Below are 13975 nucleotides of genomic sequence, written 5' to 3' on the forward strand. Positions count from 1 at the left end.
ACTCCTCTTTGGGTGGGCCGCTTGATGAGCGGCCTGCGGATCGATGCCATCGGCGGCGCCGCCGGGTTCCGGGGCCGCCTGGTCAGCGCGTACGCACGGGGCGGTACGAACGGTGCGTCCGGGACGGGGTGTTGACGATCTGGTAATTAGTTTCAGTAGAATCCGAATTATTTGAAGTACTGTCAAGGCTTTCAACAACCGGTATTGGGCACGGAGTTGACCCGGCGAAGGCGCCGTACGCGACAGCCCGGGCAGGCGGGCGGTTCACCATTCGAAGACCGCCCAGCCGCGGTGCGGCAGGGACGTCTCCAGCTCCAGCAGGCCACCGGCGGTGGCTTGGACAGCGGCTGGAGCCGGCTCGGCCAGCGGTGCGAGCAGGGTGGCCCGTACGTCGTCGGGAGCCGCCGGCAGGCGGATGTGCGGGTGGGCCGCATCGGCGCTGCCGTTGACCACCGCGAGCCGGTGGGCGTCGCCGGATCGTGACGCGTGCGGGATCAGGTGGGGTGCGCCGCTCACCAGCGGCAGCCGGGGGCTGTCGCCCTCCAGGAAGCGGACTGCCGCGTGGACCAGCCGTTGGCCCTCGTCACTGCGGGCCAGTTCCGCGGGCGCCGTCGCGGCCAGTACCACCACACGTCCACCGAGTGCGTTGACGAAGTGGCAGCGTCCCGCGCCCCAGGCGAGGCCGTCCGGCGTGTGGATTCCCGTGACGACGTGGGCGCCCGTCAGCGGTTCGAGCCGGGCGAGCGCCGGCTGGACATCGACGCTCAGGAGCGCGCCTTCGTCCGCCGAGGCCTCCGCCGCCACCCGCTCGACGGCGTACGGTCCTGGCTCCACCCACTCCTCGCGGGAGACCAGTCGCCCGGCGCGCACGCCCAGCAGTTCGGCGAATCCGCGATGGGTCAGGACGGTCGCGGCCACGCCGTCCAGCAAGAGCCCGCCACGCAGCAGGTCGCGGAGCTCGTCGTCGCTGAAGGTGTGGGCAAGCCGACCGAACAGGGCCTGGACCGGGGCGGGTTGGGCGGTGACCGGGACTCCGTAGCCGAGGAGGAAGTCCGCGGTCCGTCCGGGGTGTGCCGTCAGCTCCTCCAGTCCGCCGGTCACGGTCGGCAGCCGGGTGGCGGTGTCCTGCCGCCACGGCAGTCCGACACCGAGGGGGACGGCCTGCTCCGGGCGGCGTTCGGCCAGCCAGTCGAGCGCCGGCCGGGCGCGGCGCAGCAGCCGGTCGATGCGAGGGAAGTTCTCGGCTCGCTCGGCGTGGGTGGGATGCACGTTCAGGAGCAGTGCGTCGGCCCCCGACAGCTGGGCGGTGACCATCTCCGACCACGTCTGGGTGTCCGACTTCGACCATGAGGTGTGCGGCCAGTTCTCGATCTCGGGTTCGCAGGCCACGTGCTGCGGGCGCAGCGGGCGCTGCGCCTCCAGGGACCAGATCGCGGATGTCAGGCTCTGTGCCGGGGCGTCGGAGTAGGGCGCGAAATGCGGCCGATGGGTCACGCGGGACCCGACCGAGAGTGTGGTGAACAGGGCGTCCCAGTCCCGTCCTTCCACGGAGTGCAGCGCAGGATGCGAGCTCATCAGCCCCAGGTGCGACCTGCCGCCGGACCGCTCACGGACCACTTGCGCCAGTCCCTCGGCGACTTCGAGCTGAGCCGTGCGCCACACCTGCTGAAGCAGCGTCCGCCAGGGATGCGGCGGGCCGGGCGCGGTGACGGCCGCGACCACCTGCTCCCGGGTGACCGGCTCGCCCACGAGACGGGCCAGACGCTCCAGCATCAGCGGCTCGAAGCCGCCGCCCCAGTCCAGTGGATCGTGGTTGTGGAAGCGGAAGTCGTCCTCCACCCACAGCACCCGGAAGCCCAGTCCGGCGAAGAGGCCGTAGTGCGCGTACAGCCAATCGCGCCACCGCGGGCAGGCGAACGACGCCTGGGCCGCCGCGGACCTCCCGGTCGGCGAGACCATGGGCGCGAAGCCGAGCGTGCCGACCCGGCCCCGGTCGGCGTGCCCGACGGTGACCCAGGGATTGAGGCTGACGTCCAGGCCGGCGTCGGTCAGCACCCTGCGGGCCCGGGCCACCGCCGCGAGCCACAGGGCCTCTTCCTCGCCGGCGAGGTGGCCGGTGTGCTCCTGCTCGGCTCCGAGCAGGAGCACCACTTCGTCGACCCCGTTCTCCCGGCACATCGTGGCCAGGGCGTTCGCCCGCTCGGCCACGTCGTCACCGGGGCGCAGCTGGAAGCGCAGGTGATATCGCGCGCGGCGGGCGTCCGGGCTCACTTGAGGCCTCCTGCGGCCGGTCCGGAGTGCCGGTCCCACAGTGGCACCGGGGGCGCAGCCGCGGCGCGGCCGGAGCCGTCCGGTGAGTGCCCTGGGTGCGCCTTCCGTGCGTGGGCCGGGTGATCGTCCCTGGTGGCGCGCGGTTCGTCGAGGCCTTCGGCGGGAGCTTGCAGCGCGCCTGTGGCGAAGCTCTGCTCCCGCCCATGGGCCGCCGTCGTCGGACACGGAGCGGCCTTCGGTCCTGCGGAGCCGGACCCGCCGTCGTCGGACGAGCACTCCACCGCCGTCACACTCATCGGGGGCAACTCCACAGACATCTCCTCTGTCGTCATTAGTTCGGCTAGAATCTAAACTTATTAGCGGCTCGTCAACAGATGGGGAGCGAGTACTTCCGGAACCTGCCGAGGACCTGCCGAGGACCGTCTGGAGCACCGGCCGAGCATCTGCCGCGTACCGGCCGAGGGCTCAAGGAGCCGGCGAGGTGCCCCTCCCCGTGCCTGCGGCAACCGCGTAGCTTGAGGGGAACCGCGCCGACGGAACAGGAGCAGGCCTGGTGAAGGCAGATCTACGCGCAGCGGGCGTACGTGACTTGGGCAGACAGGGGCCGCCCCGCGCGAGCGACCGCGCCTCGCTGCGCCGGTCCAACCTCGGCCTGGTGCTTCGCCTGTTGCGCGATGCCGGGCCGCGGCCCCGCACCCAGATCGCGGACGAGACCGGCCTGCCCAAGGCCACCATCACCAACCTGGTGGCAGAGTTGGTGGAACGCGGCCTGGTGCGCGAGGGTGAGGCCGAGCGCCACGGCTCCGTCGGCCGGCCGGGCCGCACCGTGGAGATCGACGGCCGCACGATCTGCGGCATCGGTGTGGAGATCAACGTCGACTACCTCAGCCTGATCGCCTTCGACCTGCGCAGCGACGTCATCGCCGAGCGGCATACCCCGCTCGACGCCCGCGGCAGCCAGCCCGACGCCGTGCTGGACCGTATGGCGGAGGCGATCGGCGAGACGTGCGACGCGCTGCGGGCGCGGTGGATCCACCCCGTGGCGGTGACCATCGCGGCCCCCGGCGTGATCGGCATGGACACCGGTGTGGTCTCCTACGCGTCCAACATCGGCTGGCGGGACGTCGCCGTCACCGAAGGCCTGCGCACACGGCTCGGGCCCAAGGCGCCGCCGCTCCGGCTGGAGAACGACGCCAAACTGGGCGCCATCGCCGAGTACCTGGTCGCCGCCGCGTCCGACATCCACGACCTGATCTACGTGACAGGCGAGACGGGCGTCGGCGGCGGGATCATCTCCGACGGCCGACTGCTGCGCGGATCGGCCGGATTCGCCGGCGAGATCGGCCACATGCCCCTGGACCCGGGCGGGCAGCCGTGCGGCTGCGGCCGTCAGGGCTGCTGGGAGACCATGGTCGGCCTGGCGGCCCTGCTGCGGCTCGCCGCCGCGCCCGACGACCCAGTGCACGACCCCACCGTCGACCTGGAACACCGGCTGGCCGAGCTGCGTCGTCGCGCCGACGCCGGCGACCTGGCCACCCGTGCGGCACTGGACCGGATCGCCGACGGCCTCGCGCTGGGGCTCGCGCTCCTGGCGGATGTCCTCAACCCCCGGGCCATCGTCCTCGGCGGCTACTTCGCCCACTTCGGTGACTACCTCGTCGACCGCGTGCGCGGCGAGCTGTCGGCCCGCGTCATGGCTCACGAGGCCGGCCGCTGCGAAGTCATGCTGTCCACCCTGGGGTTCAGCGCTGCGGCACGCGGAGGCGCCTACATGGCGCTCGACAGCGTCTACCAGGATCCGAGCGGAGTCTCGGCGGTCTCCGGGGTCTGAGCCCGAGGAGCGGACGGGGCGGGCGCCCAGCCGGATGCTGCCCGGCCCGACGCCCCTTCCCCGCCCACGTCCGGTTCCGCGGGGCCGCGGCTCGGCTACCGCCTCGATCCCCACGGGAGCATCGCCGTACGCCTCACCGCGTGCCTGAACCGAGCGCTGTCGGCGCGGACCTGATCCCGCCCCGGAGGCCGAGGCCGTAAGGAGGTGTGAGGATGGTGTCGGGTGGCACCCGTGGGCATCGGAGGCTCCATGACCAGGCAGAACGAGAGTCCCGACACGTCAGGTACGTCAGGTACGCCGGGCACGCCGAGTAAGCCGGGCATGCGGTGCCTCGTGACGGGAGCGACGGGTTACATCGGTGGACGACTGGTGCCCGAGCTGCTGGAGGCGGGGCACGAGGTGCGCTGCATGGCCCGGTCACCCGACAACCTTCGTGACCATCCCTGGGCAGGGCGCGTCGAGACCGTGCGCGGGGACGTCACCGACGCGGCTTCGGTCCGCGCCGCCCTCAGCGGCATCGACATCGCCTACTACCTCGTCCACGCGCTCGGCTCCGGGCGGGACTTCGAGGACACGGACCGCGAGGCGGCCCGGGACTTCGCCGAGGAGGCCGGCGCCGCCGGCGTGCGGCGCGTGGTCTACCTGGGCGGGCTGACTCCCGCCGGAGTGCCGGAGCGCGAACTCTCCCCCCACCTGCGCTCCCGCGCCGAGGTCGGCGAGATCTTCCTCCGTGCGGAGGTGCCGGCGACGGTGCTACGGGCCGCCGTGATCATCGGCTCCGGCTCCGCCTCCTTCGAGATGCTGCGTTACCTCACCGAGCGCCTGCCGGTCATGGTCACCCCCAGCTGGCTGAGCACCCGCATCCAGCCGATCGCCGTCCGGGACGTGCTGCGCTACCTGGTGGGCAGTGCCCGCATGCCCGACGACGTGAACCGTGCCTTCGACATCGGCGGTCCGGACGTCATGACCTACGAGCGGATGATGCACCGCTACGCGGCGGTGGCCGGCCTGCCGCGGCGCCTCATCCTGCGCGTACCGATGCTCACCCCACGGCTGTCGAGCCTCTGGATCGGTCTGGTCACACCGGTTCCCCCGTCCCTCGCCCGTCCGCTGGCCGAATCGTTGCGGCACGAAGTCGTCTGCGGCGAACACGACATCGCCGCGTACGTACCCGACCCGCCGGGTGCGCCGCTCGGCTTCGACGTGGCGCTCGACCTGGCCCTGCGGCGCGTACGCGACGCCCAGGTCACCACACGCTGGTCGTCCGCTTCGGTGCCGGGCGCTCCGAGCGACCCCCTCCCCACCGATCCCGACTGGGCCGGCGGGAGCCTGTACACCGACCGGCGCGCGCTCGACGTGGCGGCATCGCCGCAGGCGCTGTGGCGCGTCATCGAGGGGATCGGCGGCGACAACGGCTGGTACTCCTTTCCGCTCGCCTGGGCGGTGCGAGGCTGGCTGGACCGCCTGGTCGGGGGTGTCGGGCTGCGCCGTGGCCGCCGGGACACCGCACATCTGCGCGTCGGGGACTCGCTGGACTTCTGGCGGGTGGAGGCGATCGAGCCGGGACGGCTGCTGCGGCTGCGCGCCGAGATGCGCCTGCCCGGTCTCGCCTGGCTGGAGATGTGCGCCGACGCGGACGGGGAGAGCGACGAAGACGGTAGTGGGGACGGGAGCCCGGACGGTACCGGGAATGCGGACAGGAACGGGGATGCGGACGGGGGCAGCCGGGCCCGCTATCGCCAGCGGGCGCTGTTCCACCCCCACGGTCTGCTCGGGCACCTCTACTGGTGGAGCGTGTCGCCGTTCCACGCCGTCGTGTTCGGCGGCATGGCCCGCAACATCGCCCGGGCTGCCGCGTCCCCGGCCCGAGGCGCGCGACGATAGCCGCACAGAACCACGCCGGCCTTGCGCATCCGGCTGAGCCGCGACTGCGGAAGTGCGGGTGCGGCAAGGCTCGTTCCCTGGGAGCCTCATGAGTACCGCGGTCGTCCTGTTCACCTCCGACCTGCGTCTGCACGACCATCCGCCGCTGCGTGCCGCCCTCAGCGCGTGCGACCGGGTCGTGCCGCTGTTCGTACGGGACGACGGCATCAAGGCCGCGGGGTTCTGCTCGCCGAACCGGGACGCGTTCCTCGCCGACTGCCTGGCCGATCTCGACACCGGGCTGCGGGATCGTGGCGGACGCCTCGTCGTCCGCTCCGGTGGCGTCGTCGACCAGGTGTGCGCGGTGGCGCGCGAGGCGGACGCCGACGAACTGCACATGGCCGCCGGGGTCACGGCCTACGCCCACGCCCGCGAGGCGAGGCTGCGTTCGGCCCTGGGGCGGGAGGGCCGCCGGGTACACGTGCACGACGCCGTGATCACCGCGCTGCCGCCCGGGGCCGTCGTTCCCGCGGGTTCCGATCACTTCGCCGTCTTCACCCCGTACTTCAGGCGCTGGTCGCAGGAGGAGCTGCGCGGCACGCTCACCGCACCGCGGGCCATCCCGGTACCCGAGTCGGTCCGCTCGGAGGCGGTGCCCTCGCGCAAGGACGTCAAGGGCGTCTCCGAAGGCCTCGCCGCCGGTGGCGAGCGCGAGGGACGCCGGCGACTGAGCGCGTGGCTGCGGCACGGCATCGTGCGGTACGACGAGAGGCACGACGATCTGGCCGGTGACGCGACGTCGAGGCTCTCGCCGCATCTGCACTTCGGCACGGTCTCGGCAGCCGAATCCGTGCACCGTGCCCGCCGTGCGGGCGGACCGGGGGCCGAGGCGTTCGTACGGCAGGTGTGCTGGCGCGACTTCCACCACCAGGTGCTCGCCGCCCGGCCTGCGGCCGCCACCGACGACTACCGTGACCGGCACGACCGCTGGCGCTGCGAGGACGAGGCCGGGGACGAGATCGAGGCGTGGAAGGGCGGGCAGACCGGCTATCCAGTGATCGACGCCGCCATGCGCCAGTTGCGCCACGAGGGCTGGATGCACAACCGGGGCAGGCTGCTGACCGCGAGCTTCCTGACCAAGACGCTGTACGTCGACTGGCGTGTCGGGGCCGCGCATTTCCTGGAGTTCCTGGTCGACGGCGACGTCGCGAACAATCAGCTCAACTGGCAGTGGGTGGCCGGTACGGGCACCGACACCCGGCCCAACCGGGTGCTCAACCCCGTGCGCCAGGGCCGGCGTCACGACCCGGACGGTGCCTACGTCCGTCGCTGGGTGCCCGAGCTCGCCGGGCTCGAAGGCGCGGCCGTGCACGAGCCCTGGAAGCTGCAGGACCGGGAGCGTGCACGGCTCGACTACCCGGAGCCTCTCGTCGACCTCGCCCACGGACTGGCACGGTTCAAGGAAGGCCGCGGCGCCGGCTGAACGCCTCGCACGACTCCCTCCTGGCCCGCGGCGCTCGGACGCTGCGCGGCCCCGACATGAATGCCGGTCCGTCATGTGTGCCGGTCCGTCGTGCGTCCCGGTCCGTCGTGCGTCCCGGACCGTCATGACTGCCGGACCGATGTACGCACCGGACCCGCGGATCAGGGCAGCGGCGGCACATGGAGGCGGTACACGGCGAAGGCGCGGCCGATCACCGGCTGGGCCACGTTGCGTACGCGGACGCCGCCCGCCGTCATGCCGTGCTCCACGCCCCGATGAGCGTGCCCGTGCACCGCGAGGTCCGCGCCCGACCCGTCGATCGCCTCGGCGAGCAGATAGCTGCCGAGGAAGGGGTGGATCTCGGGTGGCTCCCCGGCGAGTGTGTCGGGCACGGGCGAGAAGTGAGTGAGTGCGATCCGCACCTGGCTGCCCCGCGCCGCGAGGTCGTCGAGCGCCTGGCCGAGGCCGGCAGCGCAGCGACGGGAGTAGCGGACGAACTCCTTCATCACCGGTTCACCGAACTCGCCCGCACTACGGCCGGTGTAGCCTCCGCCGAAGCCCTTGGTGCCGGCGATGCCGACGCTCGTGCCGCGCACGTCGATGATGGTGCCGTCTCCCTCCAGGACGGCGACCCCGGCCGCGGCCAGGACGGACGTCACCTCGGTCTCCTGGTCGCTGTGGTAGTCGTGGTTGCCGAGCACGCCGACGACGGGGACCGGCAGCCCCTTCAGTTCCCCTGCGACGACCTCGGCCTCCGCGACCGTGCCGTGACGGGTGAGATCTCCCGCGAGGAGCAGCATGTCGGCGCAGTCGCCGAGAGTGTCGAAGGCCGGACGCAGCAGGCCCCGGCAGTCCTCGCCCAGATGGATGTCGCCGACAGCCGCAACGCGGATCATGGCAACTCCTCGCCGCTGTCCGGAGGTTCGGCGGAGACGATCACGAGGTCGGGGCGTACCGGGGTCTCACCGAGTTCCTCCGCGGCGATGCGCAGGATCTCGTCCCGGCGCACGGCCGTCGCGACCGTTCCCGAGAGCAGTACCGCACCGCCCCGCTCCTCGACGCGTATGCCCAGCTCGGCGACGTCGTCCCCGGCGAGACGCTCGCGCAGTCGCGCGATGCGGTACTCGCCTCCTTCCGCCCCTGTGGTGTTCATGTCGCGCCTTTCCGCGGCACGAACGGCTCGATGACCCCCAGCCGTTCCAGCAGGCACAGGAACGCCTCCGCGAACGGCTCGTCCCGGTGCTCGGCCCGCACCATGCCCCAGTCGATGCGCTCGCGCAGCGTGCGGGCGATCGTCAGGACGGGGCCGAAGTCGCAGTGCTGCTCGGTCAGGGCGGCGAGCCGGCTGCTCAGCAGGTCGTACGGGGCCAGGACCGGCATCCGCACCGAGTCGACCGGGAGCACGGTCGCCCGCTCCAGCAGCTCGTCGGTCACCTGACGGTGCGACAGCTCGAAGATCAGGTCGATCTGCTCGCCGCCCGCACGGGCCTTGACCAGCCAGTCCTCCGGCGCGGCCACGATCTCGATGCCGCCGTCGCCCAGCGTCTCGACCACCTCGTCGACGTCCTCGCGCCTGATGCAGAAGTCCGTGTCGTGCTGCAGCACCGCCGGAACACCGTGCGCATGCGCGGCCACACTGCCCGCCAGCGCGAAGGGGCAGCCCGCCTCCTTGAGCAGCGCCGCCACCTGCTTGGTGGTCTCCAGGATGGCCTGCGTATGGTCCTTGGGCAGGTCGTCCGCGGCGCCGTGCGCCTGAGCATGGGTGGCACCGTGCGCCGTACTGCCGCCGGCAGCGCGTGCCGGACCGCCGGCAGCACCCGCGAGATGCGGCCGCCCGGCCTCGTCGCGGGCCGCCTCTGACGTATGAGCCATCACGATCACCTACTCAATCCGGCGCCGGAGGTCCGCCCGCCGCAGATGCGGATGCGGCTACCGTGCACGGCGCCTACCCGTTCAAGGGCAGAACACCGCGATCCGGGGTACACGAGAGACATGAGTGGCACAGCGACCGCAGCGACCGATGAGCGGGGGCCGTCGCTGCCGCAGGCACGGGGAACCCTGTCGGAAGCCGTCATCGAGCGTCTCGCGGCAGGAGCGGCGCTTCCGCCGGACGGGACGGACGGAGCCGACCCCTACGGCGACGATCTGCAGCTCGCGCTCTACGTCTGCTACGAGCTGCACTACCGAGGGTTCGCCGGGGTCGACCCGGCCCTGGAGTGGGATCCGGACCTGCTGCGCCTGCGGCGGGCGCTGGAAGACGTCTTCCTCACCACGCTGCGCGAGCAGGCAGAACGTCACACGACCGTGGACGAGGCGCTGGCCGGGCTTCTCGTGGAGCCGGTGCACGGCAGCGGCGTCTCGCACTTCCTGCGGGACGAGGGGGAGCCGTGGCAGCTGCGGGACTACGCGGCACTGCGTTCGCTGTACCACCTCAAGGAGGCCGACCCGCACGCCTGGGTGCTGCCCCGGCTGTGGGGAACGGCCAAGGCCGGGATGGCGGCCGTGGAGTTCGACGAGTACGGCGGGGGCCGGGCGGAGCGTATCCACGCGCGCCTCTTCGCCGACCTGATGACGGACCTGGGCCTGGACACGACGTACGGCCGCTATCTCGACGCGGCTCCGGCCCAGGTGCTGGCCACGGTGAACCTCATGTCGCTCTTCGGGCTGCACCGGGCCCTGCGCGGCTGCCTGGTCGGCCACTTCGCCACGGTCGAGATCACGTCCTCACCAGGATCGGCACGCCTCGCCGCCGCCATGCGGCGTCTGGGCGCCGGGCCCGCCGCGCAGCACTTCTACGACGAGCACGTCGAGGCGGACGCGGTCCACGAGCAGGTCGTGCGGCACGAGGTCGTCGCGGGTCTGCTGGGGGAGGAGCCGCAGCTCGAGGCCGACGTGGCCCTCGGGGTCGACGCCACCGTCCATCTGGAGGACCGTCTCGCGAAGCACGTACTGGGCGCTTGGCGCACCGGTCGTAGCGCGCTCAGGGACGGGCATCAGCCCGGACCGGAAGGACGCCGGACGGGACGAGAGAGTGGTGGTCATCCGTGATGAACGAACCTCGTGACGCGGCGTACGAACCCCGTGGCGTACCGTGTGCGTCCCGTGACGCCCCGCGCCGTATCAGGATGGGTACCGATGGGCCCCTGCTCGTCGAGGGCCCGGTCGACATCGTGATGGAGGACGGAACGACCGTCACCTCGGACCGCTTCTGCGTCGCGCTGTGCACCTGTCGGCGGAGCAGGCGCTTCCCGTGGTGCGACACCAGCCACCGACGGCGCGTACGCGAGTGAGCGACGCCGCCGGGCGCGGGCGACAGACGTAACAGGCCGGCAGCCGCGACATGCCGGCAGATGTGGTGGATGGTCCGGCGCGCAGGGGTTCCCTGCCTGTCACACGGCGAGAGGTGCCGTGTCCATGCCCGCCCGCGCGTGCATCCCTTCCAGGCACTCGCGGAGCGCGTCCTCGGCCGTGTGCCGTGGCTCCCAGTCCAGTGTGGCGCGCGCCCGCGAGCAGTCCATCAGAGGCAGGCGCAGCACGGCGTCGAGCAGGTCGGGAGAGGCGGGTGCCAGCCGCAGTCGCCAGGCGGCCGACAGTGCGACGCGCAGCGGTGGCAGCGGCGTCCTGAGCGGCCGGGCGTCCAGGACGCGGGCGAGGGCGGCGGCGTCCAGCGGTGGGTCCGCGGCGAGGTTGAACGCACCGTGGACCGGACGCATGACGGCCTCCACGTACGCGGCCGCTGCGTCGTCGGTGTGCAGGGCCTGGAACCTCAATCCGGGCAGGTCGGGAACGGCGGGTACGAGCGAGTGCCGCACCAGTTGCGGATGCAGCAGGGGACCCGCGAAGAGCCGCCGCTGCTGGGAGGCCGACTCGCGCTTGAACAGGAATCCCGGACGCATGCGGACGACCCGGATGCCGGGATGGCTGAGTGCGAAGGCGTCCAGATACCGCTCCAGGTAGGCCTTCTCCCGGCAGTACGCCGCCCGTGGCCAGCCATGGGTCGGCCAGGACTCGTCGACCAGACGGTCCTTGGGGCCGGGGGAGTACGCGCCGACGGAGGAGGCGTGGACCACCACGGGCACCCCCGCCTCGGCGGCCGCCTCGAAGACCCGGATGCTGCCGAGCACGTTCGTGTGCCAGGTCGCCACCGGGTCATGGGTGGGCTGGAACCGCCAGGCGAGGTGAACGATCGCGTCCGCACCTCGGAAGTGGGGCACGAGTGCGGTTCCGCCAGGGGCGATGTCCGCGGCGACCCAGGCCGTCCCTTCGGGACGCCAGGCGGGGAGTCTGCGGGCCAGGCCGGTGACCGCCACCCCGTCCCGGCGCTCGGCGAAGGCACGCATCACACTCGTTCCGACGTTGCCGGTCGCCCCCACCACGACCACCCTCGGTCCGCCGGCACCGTCCGTCGGGCTCCGCGTCATACCGTTCATGTCGGCCACCTTTCGTCGGAGGCTGCACGGGCGGTCGGTGACCGGCTCTCGCGGCCCACACCAGAAGAGCCAGGGCGTGTGCCCGGGGAGAGGCGGCTATCAGCAGTGCGACGACCGCGGTCGCGACCGGGGTGGCCCCCGCCCGGCCTCGGGCGCGCGGGGTCGTCATCGCCCGTCCTGGTCCTCTTCCTCTTCTTCCTCGTACTCGTCTTCGTCTTCGTCCAGGTCCCCGTCCTCGCCCTCGTAGGGTTCCTGCTCCTCGTCGTACTCGTCCACTTCCTCCCCTTCTTCCTCGCCGTCCGCTTCCGCTTCCTCTTCCTCCATGGCCTCTTCGTGGGTACGGACGACTTCGCCGTCGCGGATTTCGCCGCGCCATCCTTCGGGTTCCTCTTCGGCGAAGGTGACGTACCGCTGGAAGAGCTTGAAGTCGAGTCGCAGTCGTCGGCCTTGGGCGCGCCAGAGATTGCCCGTCTTCTCGAAGAACCCCGAAGGGTAGTACTCGACGACGAGGACGATGCGCGTGAGATCGGACGTCACCTCGTGGAAACTGACACAGCCCCTCGTGGTGCCCTTTGATCCTTCGGAAGTCCACAGGATGCGCTCGTCCGGCACCTGCTCCTGAACGGTGGCCTTCCAACTGCGCGACGAGGGACCGACCTTGGCCTTCCAGTCGCTGTGTACCTCGTCCTCCTTGGACACGCTGCGGACGCCCTTGGCGAAGTCGCTGAACGCCTCGTACTGCGTCCAGTAGTCGTACGCCATGCGGACCGGGACGCCGACGTCGAGGACTTCCACCATGTTCATCGACTTGCCACCGCCGGACTTGCCGGACTTCCCGCCACCCCCTCCGATCAAGTCCTGTGCCTTGCCCACCACGTTGTCCTTCATGCCTTTCAGCTTGCTGCCGACGAGGGACTTCACGATCCCGCCCCCCGGGAGACCGGGAAGCGGGCCGCCGTTCTCGGCGGAGTCGAGCAGCTGGTCGGTGACGTCCGACAACTTGTCACCGGCCTTGTCCGCAAGGCTCTCGATCTGGGCACCGAGGTAGTCCATGAGCTCGTCACGCAGCAGGTCCATTCCTGAGCCGCCCCCGCCGCCCGAGGTGCGATCTGTCTTGGCCATGGCTCTACCTCCGCCGTCCGGCGGTCTTTCCGGCAGACGACTTCCGTGTCGTCGTCTTCTTCGCGGCCGTCTTGCGCGCTGTGGTCTTCTTCGCTGCGGCCTTCTTTGCCGGTGCCTTCTTGGCGGGCGCCTTCTTCGCCGTTGTCTTCCTCGCCGCCGTCTTCTTGGCAGGTGCCTTCTTCGCTGCCGCCTTCTTTGCCGTGGTCTTCCTGGCGGCGGTCCTGTCCGTCGCGGATTTCTTGGCGGGTGCGCGCCTTTCCGCGGCCTTCTTGGCGGGGGCCTTCTTCGCCGCGGCTTTCTTCGCCGGTGCCTTCTTCGCCGGTTCTCCTCGCGACCTCTCGGCAGCCCTCTTCCGCGGAGCGGGCCTCCCGCCGCCTCTCGCCGCTCGGCGGCGCGGTGGCGGCTTTTCCTCCGGCTCTTCCTCTTCCTCGGGTTCTTCCTCTTCTTCTTCCTCCTCCTCAGGTTCCTCTTCTTCCTCTTCCTCGGGCTCCTCCTCCTCGTACTCCTCCTCGGGCTCCTCTTCTTCCTCCTCCTCGGGTTCCTCCTCGTACTCGTCCTCGTACTCGTCTTCGCCTTCCTCTTCCTCGCCCTTCTCCCCGAGACGCAGGGTGCGCTCATGGAGCGAGTCGGCCAGATCGGCCAGCCGGCGGTCCGCCGTGGCCGCGATGGCCTTGCGGCCCGCGTCGAGAAGCTCGCCACGTATCTGTTCGTTCAGATCGGCGACTTGTGGCACGTCCTTCAGCCGGCGCAGGCCTTCCGTGGCCAGCTGCTGCGGATCGAGTCCGAAGCGGCGCCCCGCGAGATACGAAGCCATGGCGAAAGCGAGCCGCCCCTTCTTCGTGCGCCCGAGCACATAACCACCCGCGACCGCGGCCGCGAGGGCGATCTTGGTCGTGTCATTCATGAACTGATCCCTCCGCAAAGGGCGTTGGGAATGCGGGACTCCGCAGCACAGGGAGAGTACCCAGGCGGATG

12 protein-coding genes are annotated in these 13975 nt (G+C 71.3%); 5 read left to right on the forward strand and 7 right to left on the reverse strand.

What is annotated here, in order from left to right:
- Positions 1-264: 264 nt before the first annotated feature.
- Positions 265-2271: a hypothetical protein gene (locus tag ACIQMR_RS13115; RefSeq protein WP_401385486.1), complete on the reverse strand. Its 2007-nt coding sequence runs from the start codon at positions 2269-2271 to the stop codon at positions 265-267.
- Between the two features lie 553 nt (positions 2272-2824).
- Here ACIQMR_RS13115 and ACIQMR_RS13120 point away from each other — a divergent pair.
- The 3 genes from ACIQMR_RS13120 to ACIQMR_RS13130 all read left to right on the forward strand — a co-directional run bounded on the left by ACIQMR_RS13120 (position 2825) and on the right by ACIQMR_RS13130 (position 7448).
- Positions 2825-4102, forward strand: a complete 1278-nt coding sequence (locus ACIQMR_RS13120) for an ROK family protein (protein WP_401385487.1) — start codon at positions 2825-2827, stop codon at positions 4100-4102.
- 321 nt (positions 4103-4423) lie between these two features.
- Positions 4424-5986: an SDR family oxidoreductase gene (locus ACIQMR_RS13125; RefSeq protein ID WP_401385768.1), complete on the forward strand. Its 1563-nt coding sequence runs from the start codon at positions 4424-4426 to the stop codon at positions 5984-5986.
- Positions 5987-6074: 88 nt separating this feature from the next.
- Positions 6075-7448, forward strand: coding sequence for a cryptochrome/photolyase family protein (locus ACIQMR_RS13130; protein WP_401385488.1), 1374 nt, complete (start codon positions 6075-6077; stop codon positions 7446-7448).
- A 161-nt stretch (positions 7449-7609) separates the two neighbouring features.
- Here the strand turns inward: ACIQMR_RS13130 and ACIQMR_RS13135 are convergent, their stop codons facing one another.
- From ACIQMR_RS13135 to ACIQMR_RS13145, 3 genes are read right to left on the reverse strand one after another with little or no spacing between them, the layout of a single operon-like run.
- The gene (locus tag ACIQMR_RS13135; RefSeq protein ID WP_401385489.1) at positions 7610-8344 is read right to left on the reverse strand and encodes a metallophosphoesterase; all 735 of its coding nucleotides are present in this window, start codon (positions 8342-8344) and stop codon (positions 7610-7612) included.
- Entirely contained in the window at positions 8341-8601 is a 261-nt protein-coding gene (locus ACIQMR_RS13140; RefSeq protein WP_401385490.1) for a BON domain-containing protein, read from the reverse strand. Before ACIQMR_RS13140 ends, ACIQMR_RS13135 begins: the two co-directional genes overlap by 4 nt.
- Complete coding sequence (locus ACIQMR_RS13145; protein WP_401385491.1) at positions 8598-9320, reverse strand: nucleotidyltransferase family protein; 723 nt, start codon at positions 9318-9320, stop codon at positions 8598-8600. The genes ACIQMR_RS13140 and ACIQMR_RS13145 overlap by 4 nt, the downstream gene beginning before the upstream one ends.
- 120 nt (positions 9321-9440) lie before the next feature.
- Between ACIQMR_RS13145 and ACIQMR_RS13150 the strand changes: the two genes are divergently transcribed.
- Complete coding sequence (locus tag ACIQMR_RS13150; protein ID WP_401385492.1) at positions 9441-10496, forward strand: iron-containing redox enzyme family protein; 1056 nt, start codon at positions 9441-9443, stop codon at positions 10494-10496.
- 77 nt (positions 10497-10573) lie between these two features.
- Positions 10574-10738: a CDGSH iron-sulfur domain-containing protein gene (locus ACIQMR_RS13155; protein ID WP_401385493.1), complete on the forward strand. Its 165-nt coding sequence runs from the start codon at positions 10574-10576 to the stop codon at positions 10736-10738.
- A 99-nt stretch (positions 10739-10837) separates the two neighbouring features.
- On the opposite strand, the gene ACIQMR_RS13160 is transcribed toward ACIQMR_RS13155, so the two are convergent.
- The 3 genes from ACIQMR_RS13160 to ACIQMR_RS13170 all read right to left on the reverse strand — a co-directional run bounded on the left by ACIQMR_RS13160 (position 10838) and on the right by ACIQMR_RS13170 (position 13904).
- The gene (locus tag ACIQMR_RS13160) at positions 10838-11878 is read right to left on the reverse strand and encodes an NAD-dependent epimerase/dehydratase family protein (RefSeq protein ID WP_401385494.1); all 1041 of its coding nucleotides are present in this window, start codon (positions 11876-11878) and stop codon (positions 10838-10840) included.
- A 165-nt stretch (positions 11879-12043) separates the two neighbouring features.
- Positions 12044-13000, reverse strand: coding sequence for an SRPBCC family protein (locus ACIQMR_RS13165; protein ID WP_401385495.1), 957 nt, complete (start codon positions 12998-13000; stop codon positions 12044-12046).
- Positions 13001-13004: 4 nt separating this feature from the next.
- Positions 13005-13904, reverse strand: coding sequence for a histone H1-like repetitive region-containing protein (locus ACIQMR_RS13170; RefSeq protein WP_401385496.1), 900 nt, complete (start codon positions 13902-13904; stop codon positions 13005-13007).
- Positions 13905-13975 lie beyond the last annotated feature (71 nt).

Origin of the sequence: Streptomyces sp. NPDC091376, assembly GCF_044757085.1 — a bacterium.
Taxonomy (GTDB): domain Bacteria; phylum Actinomycetota; class Actinomycetes; order Streptomycetales; family Streptomycetaceae; genus Streptomyces; species Streptomyces pratisoli.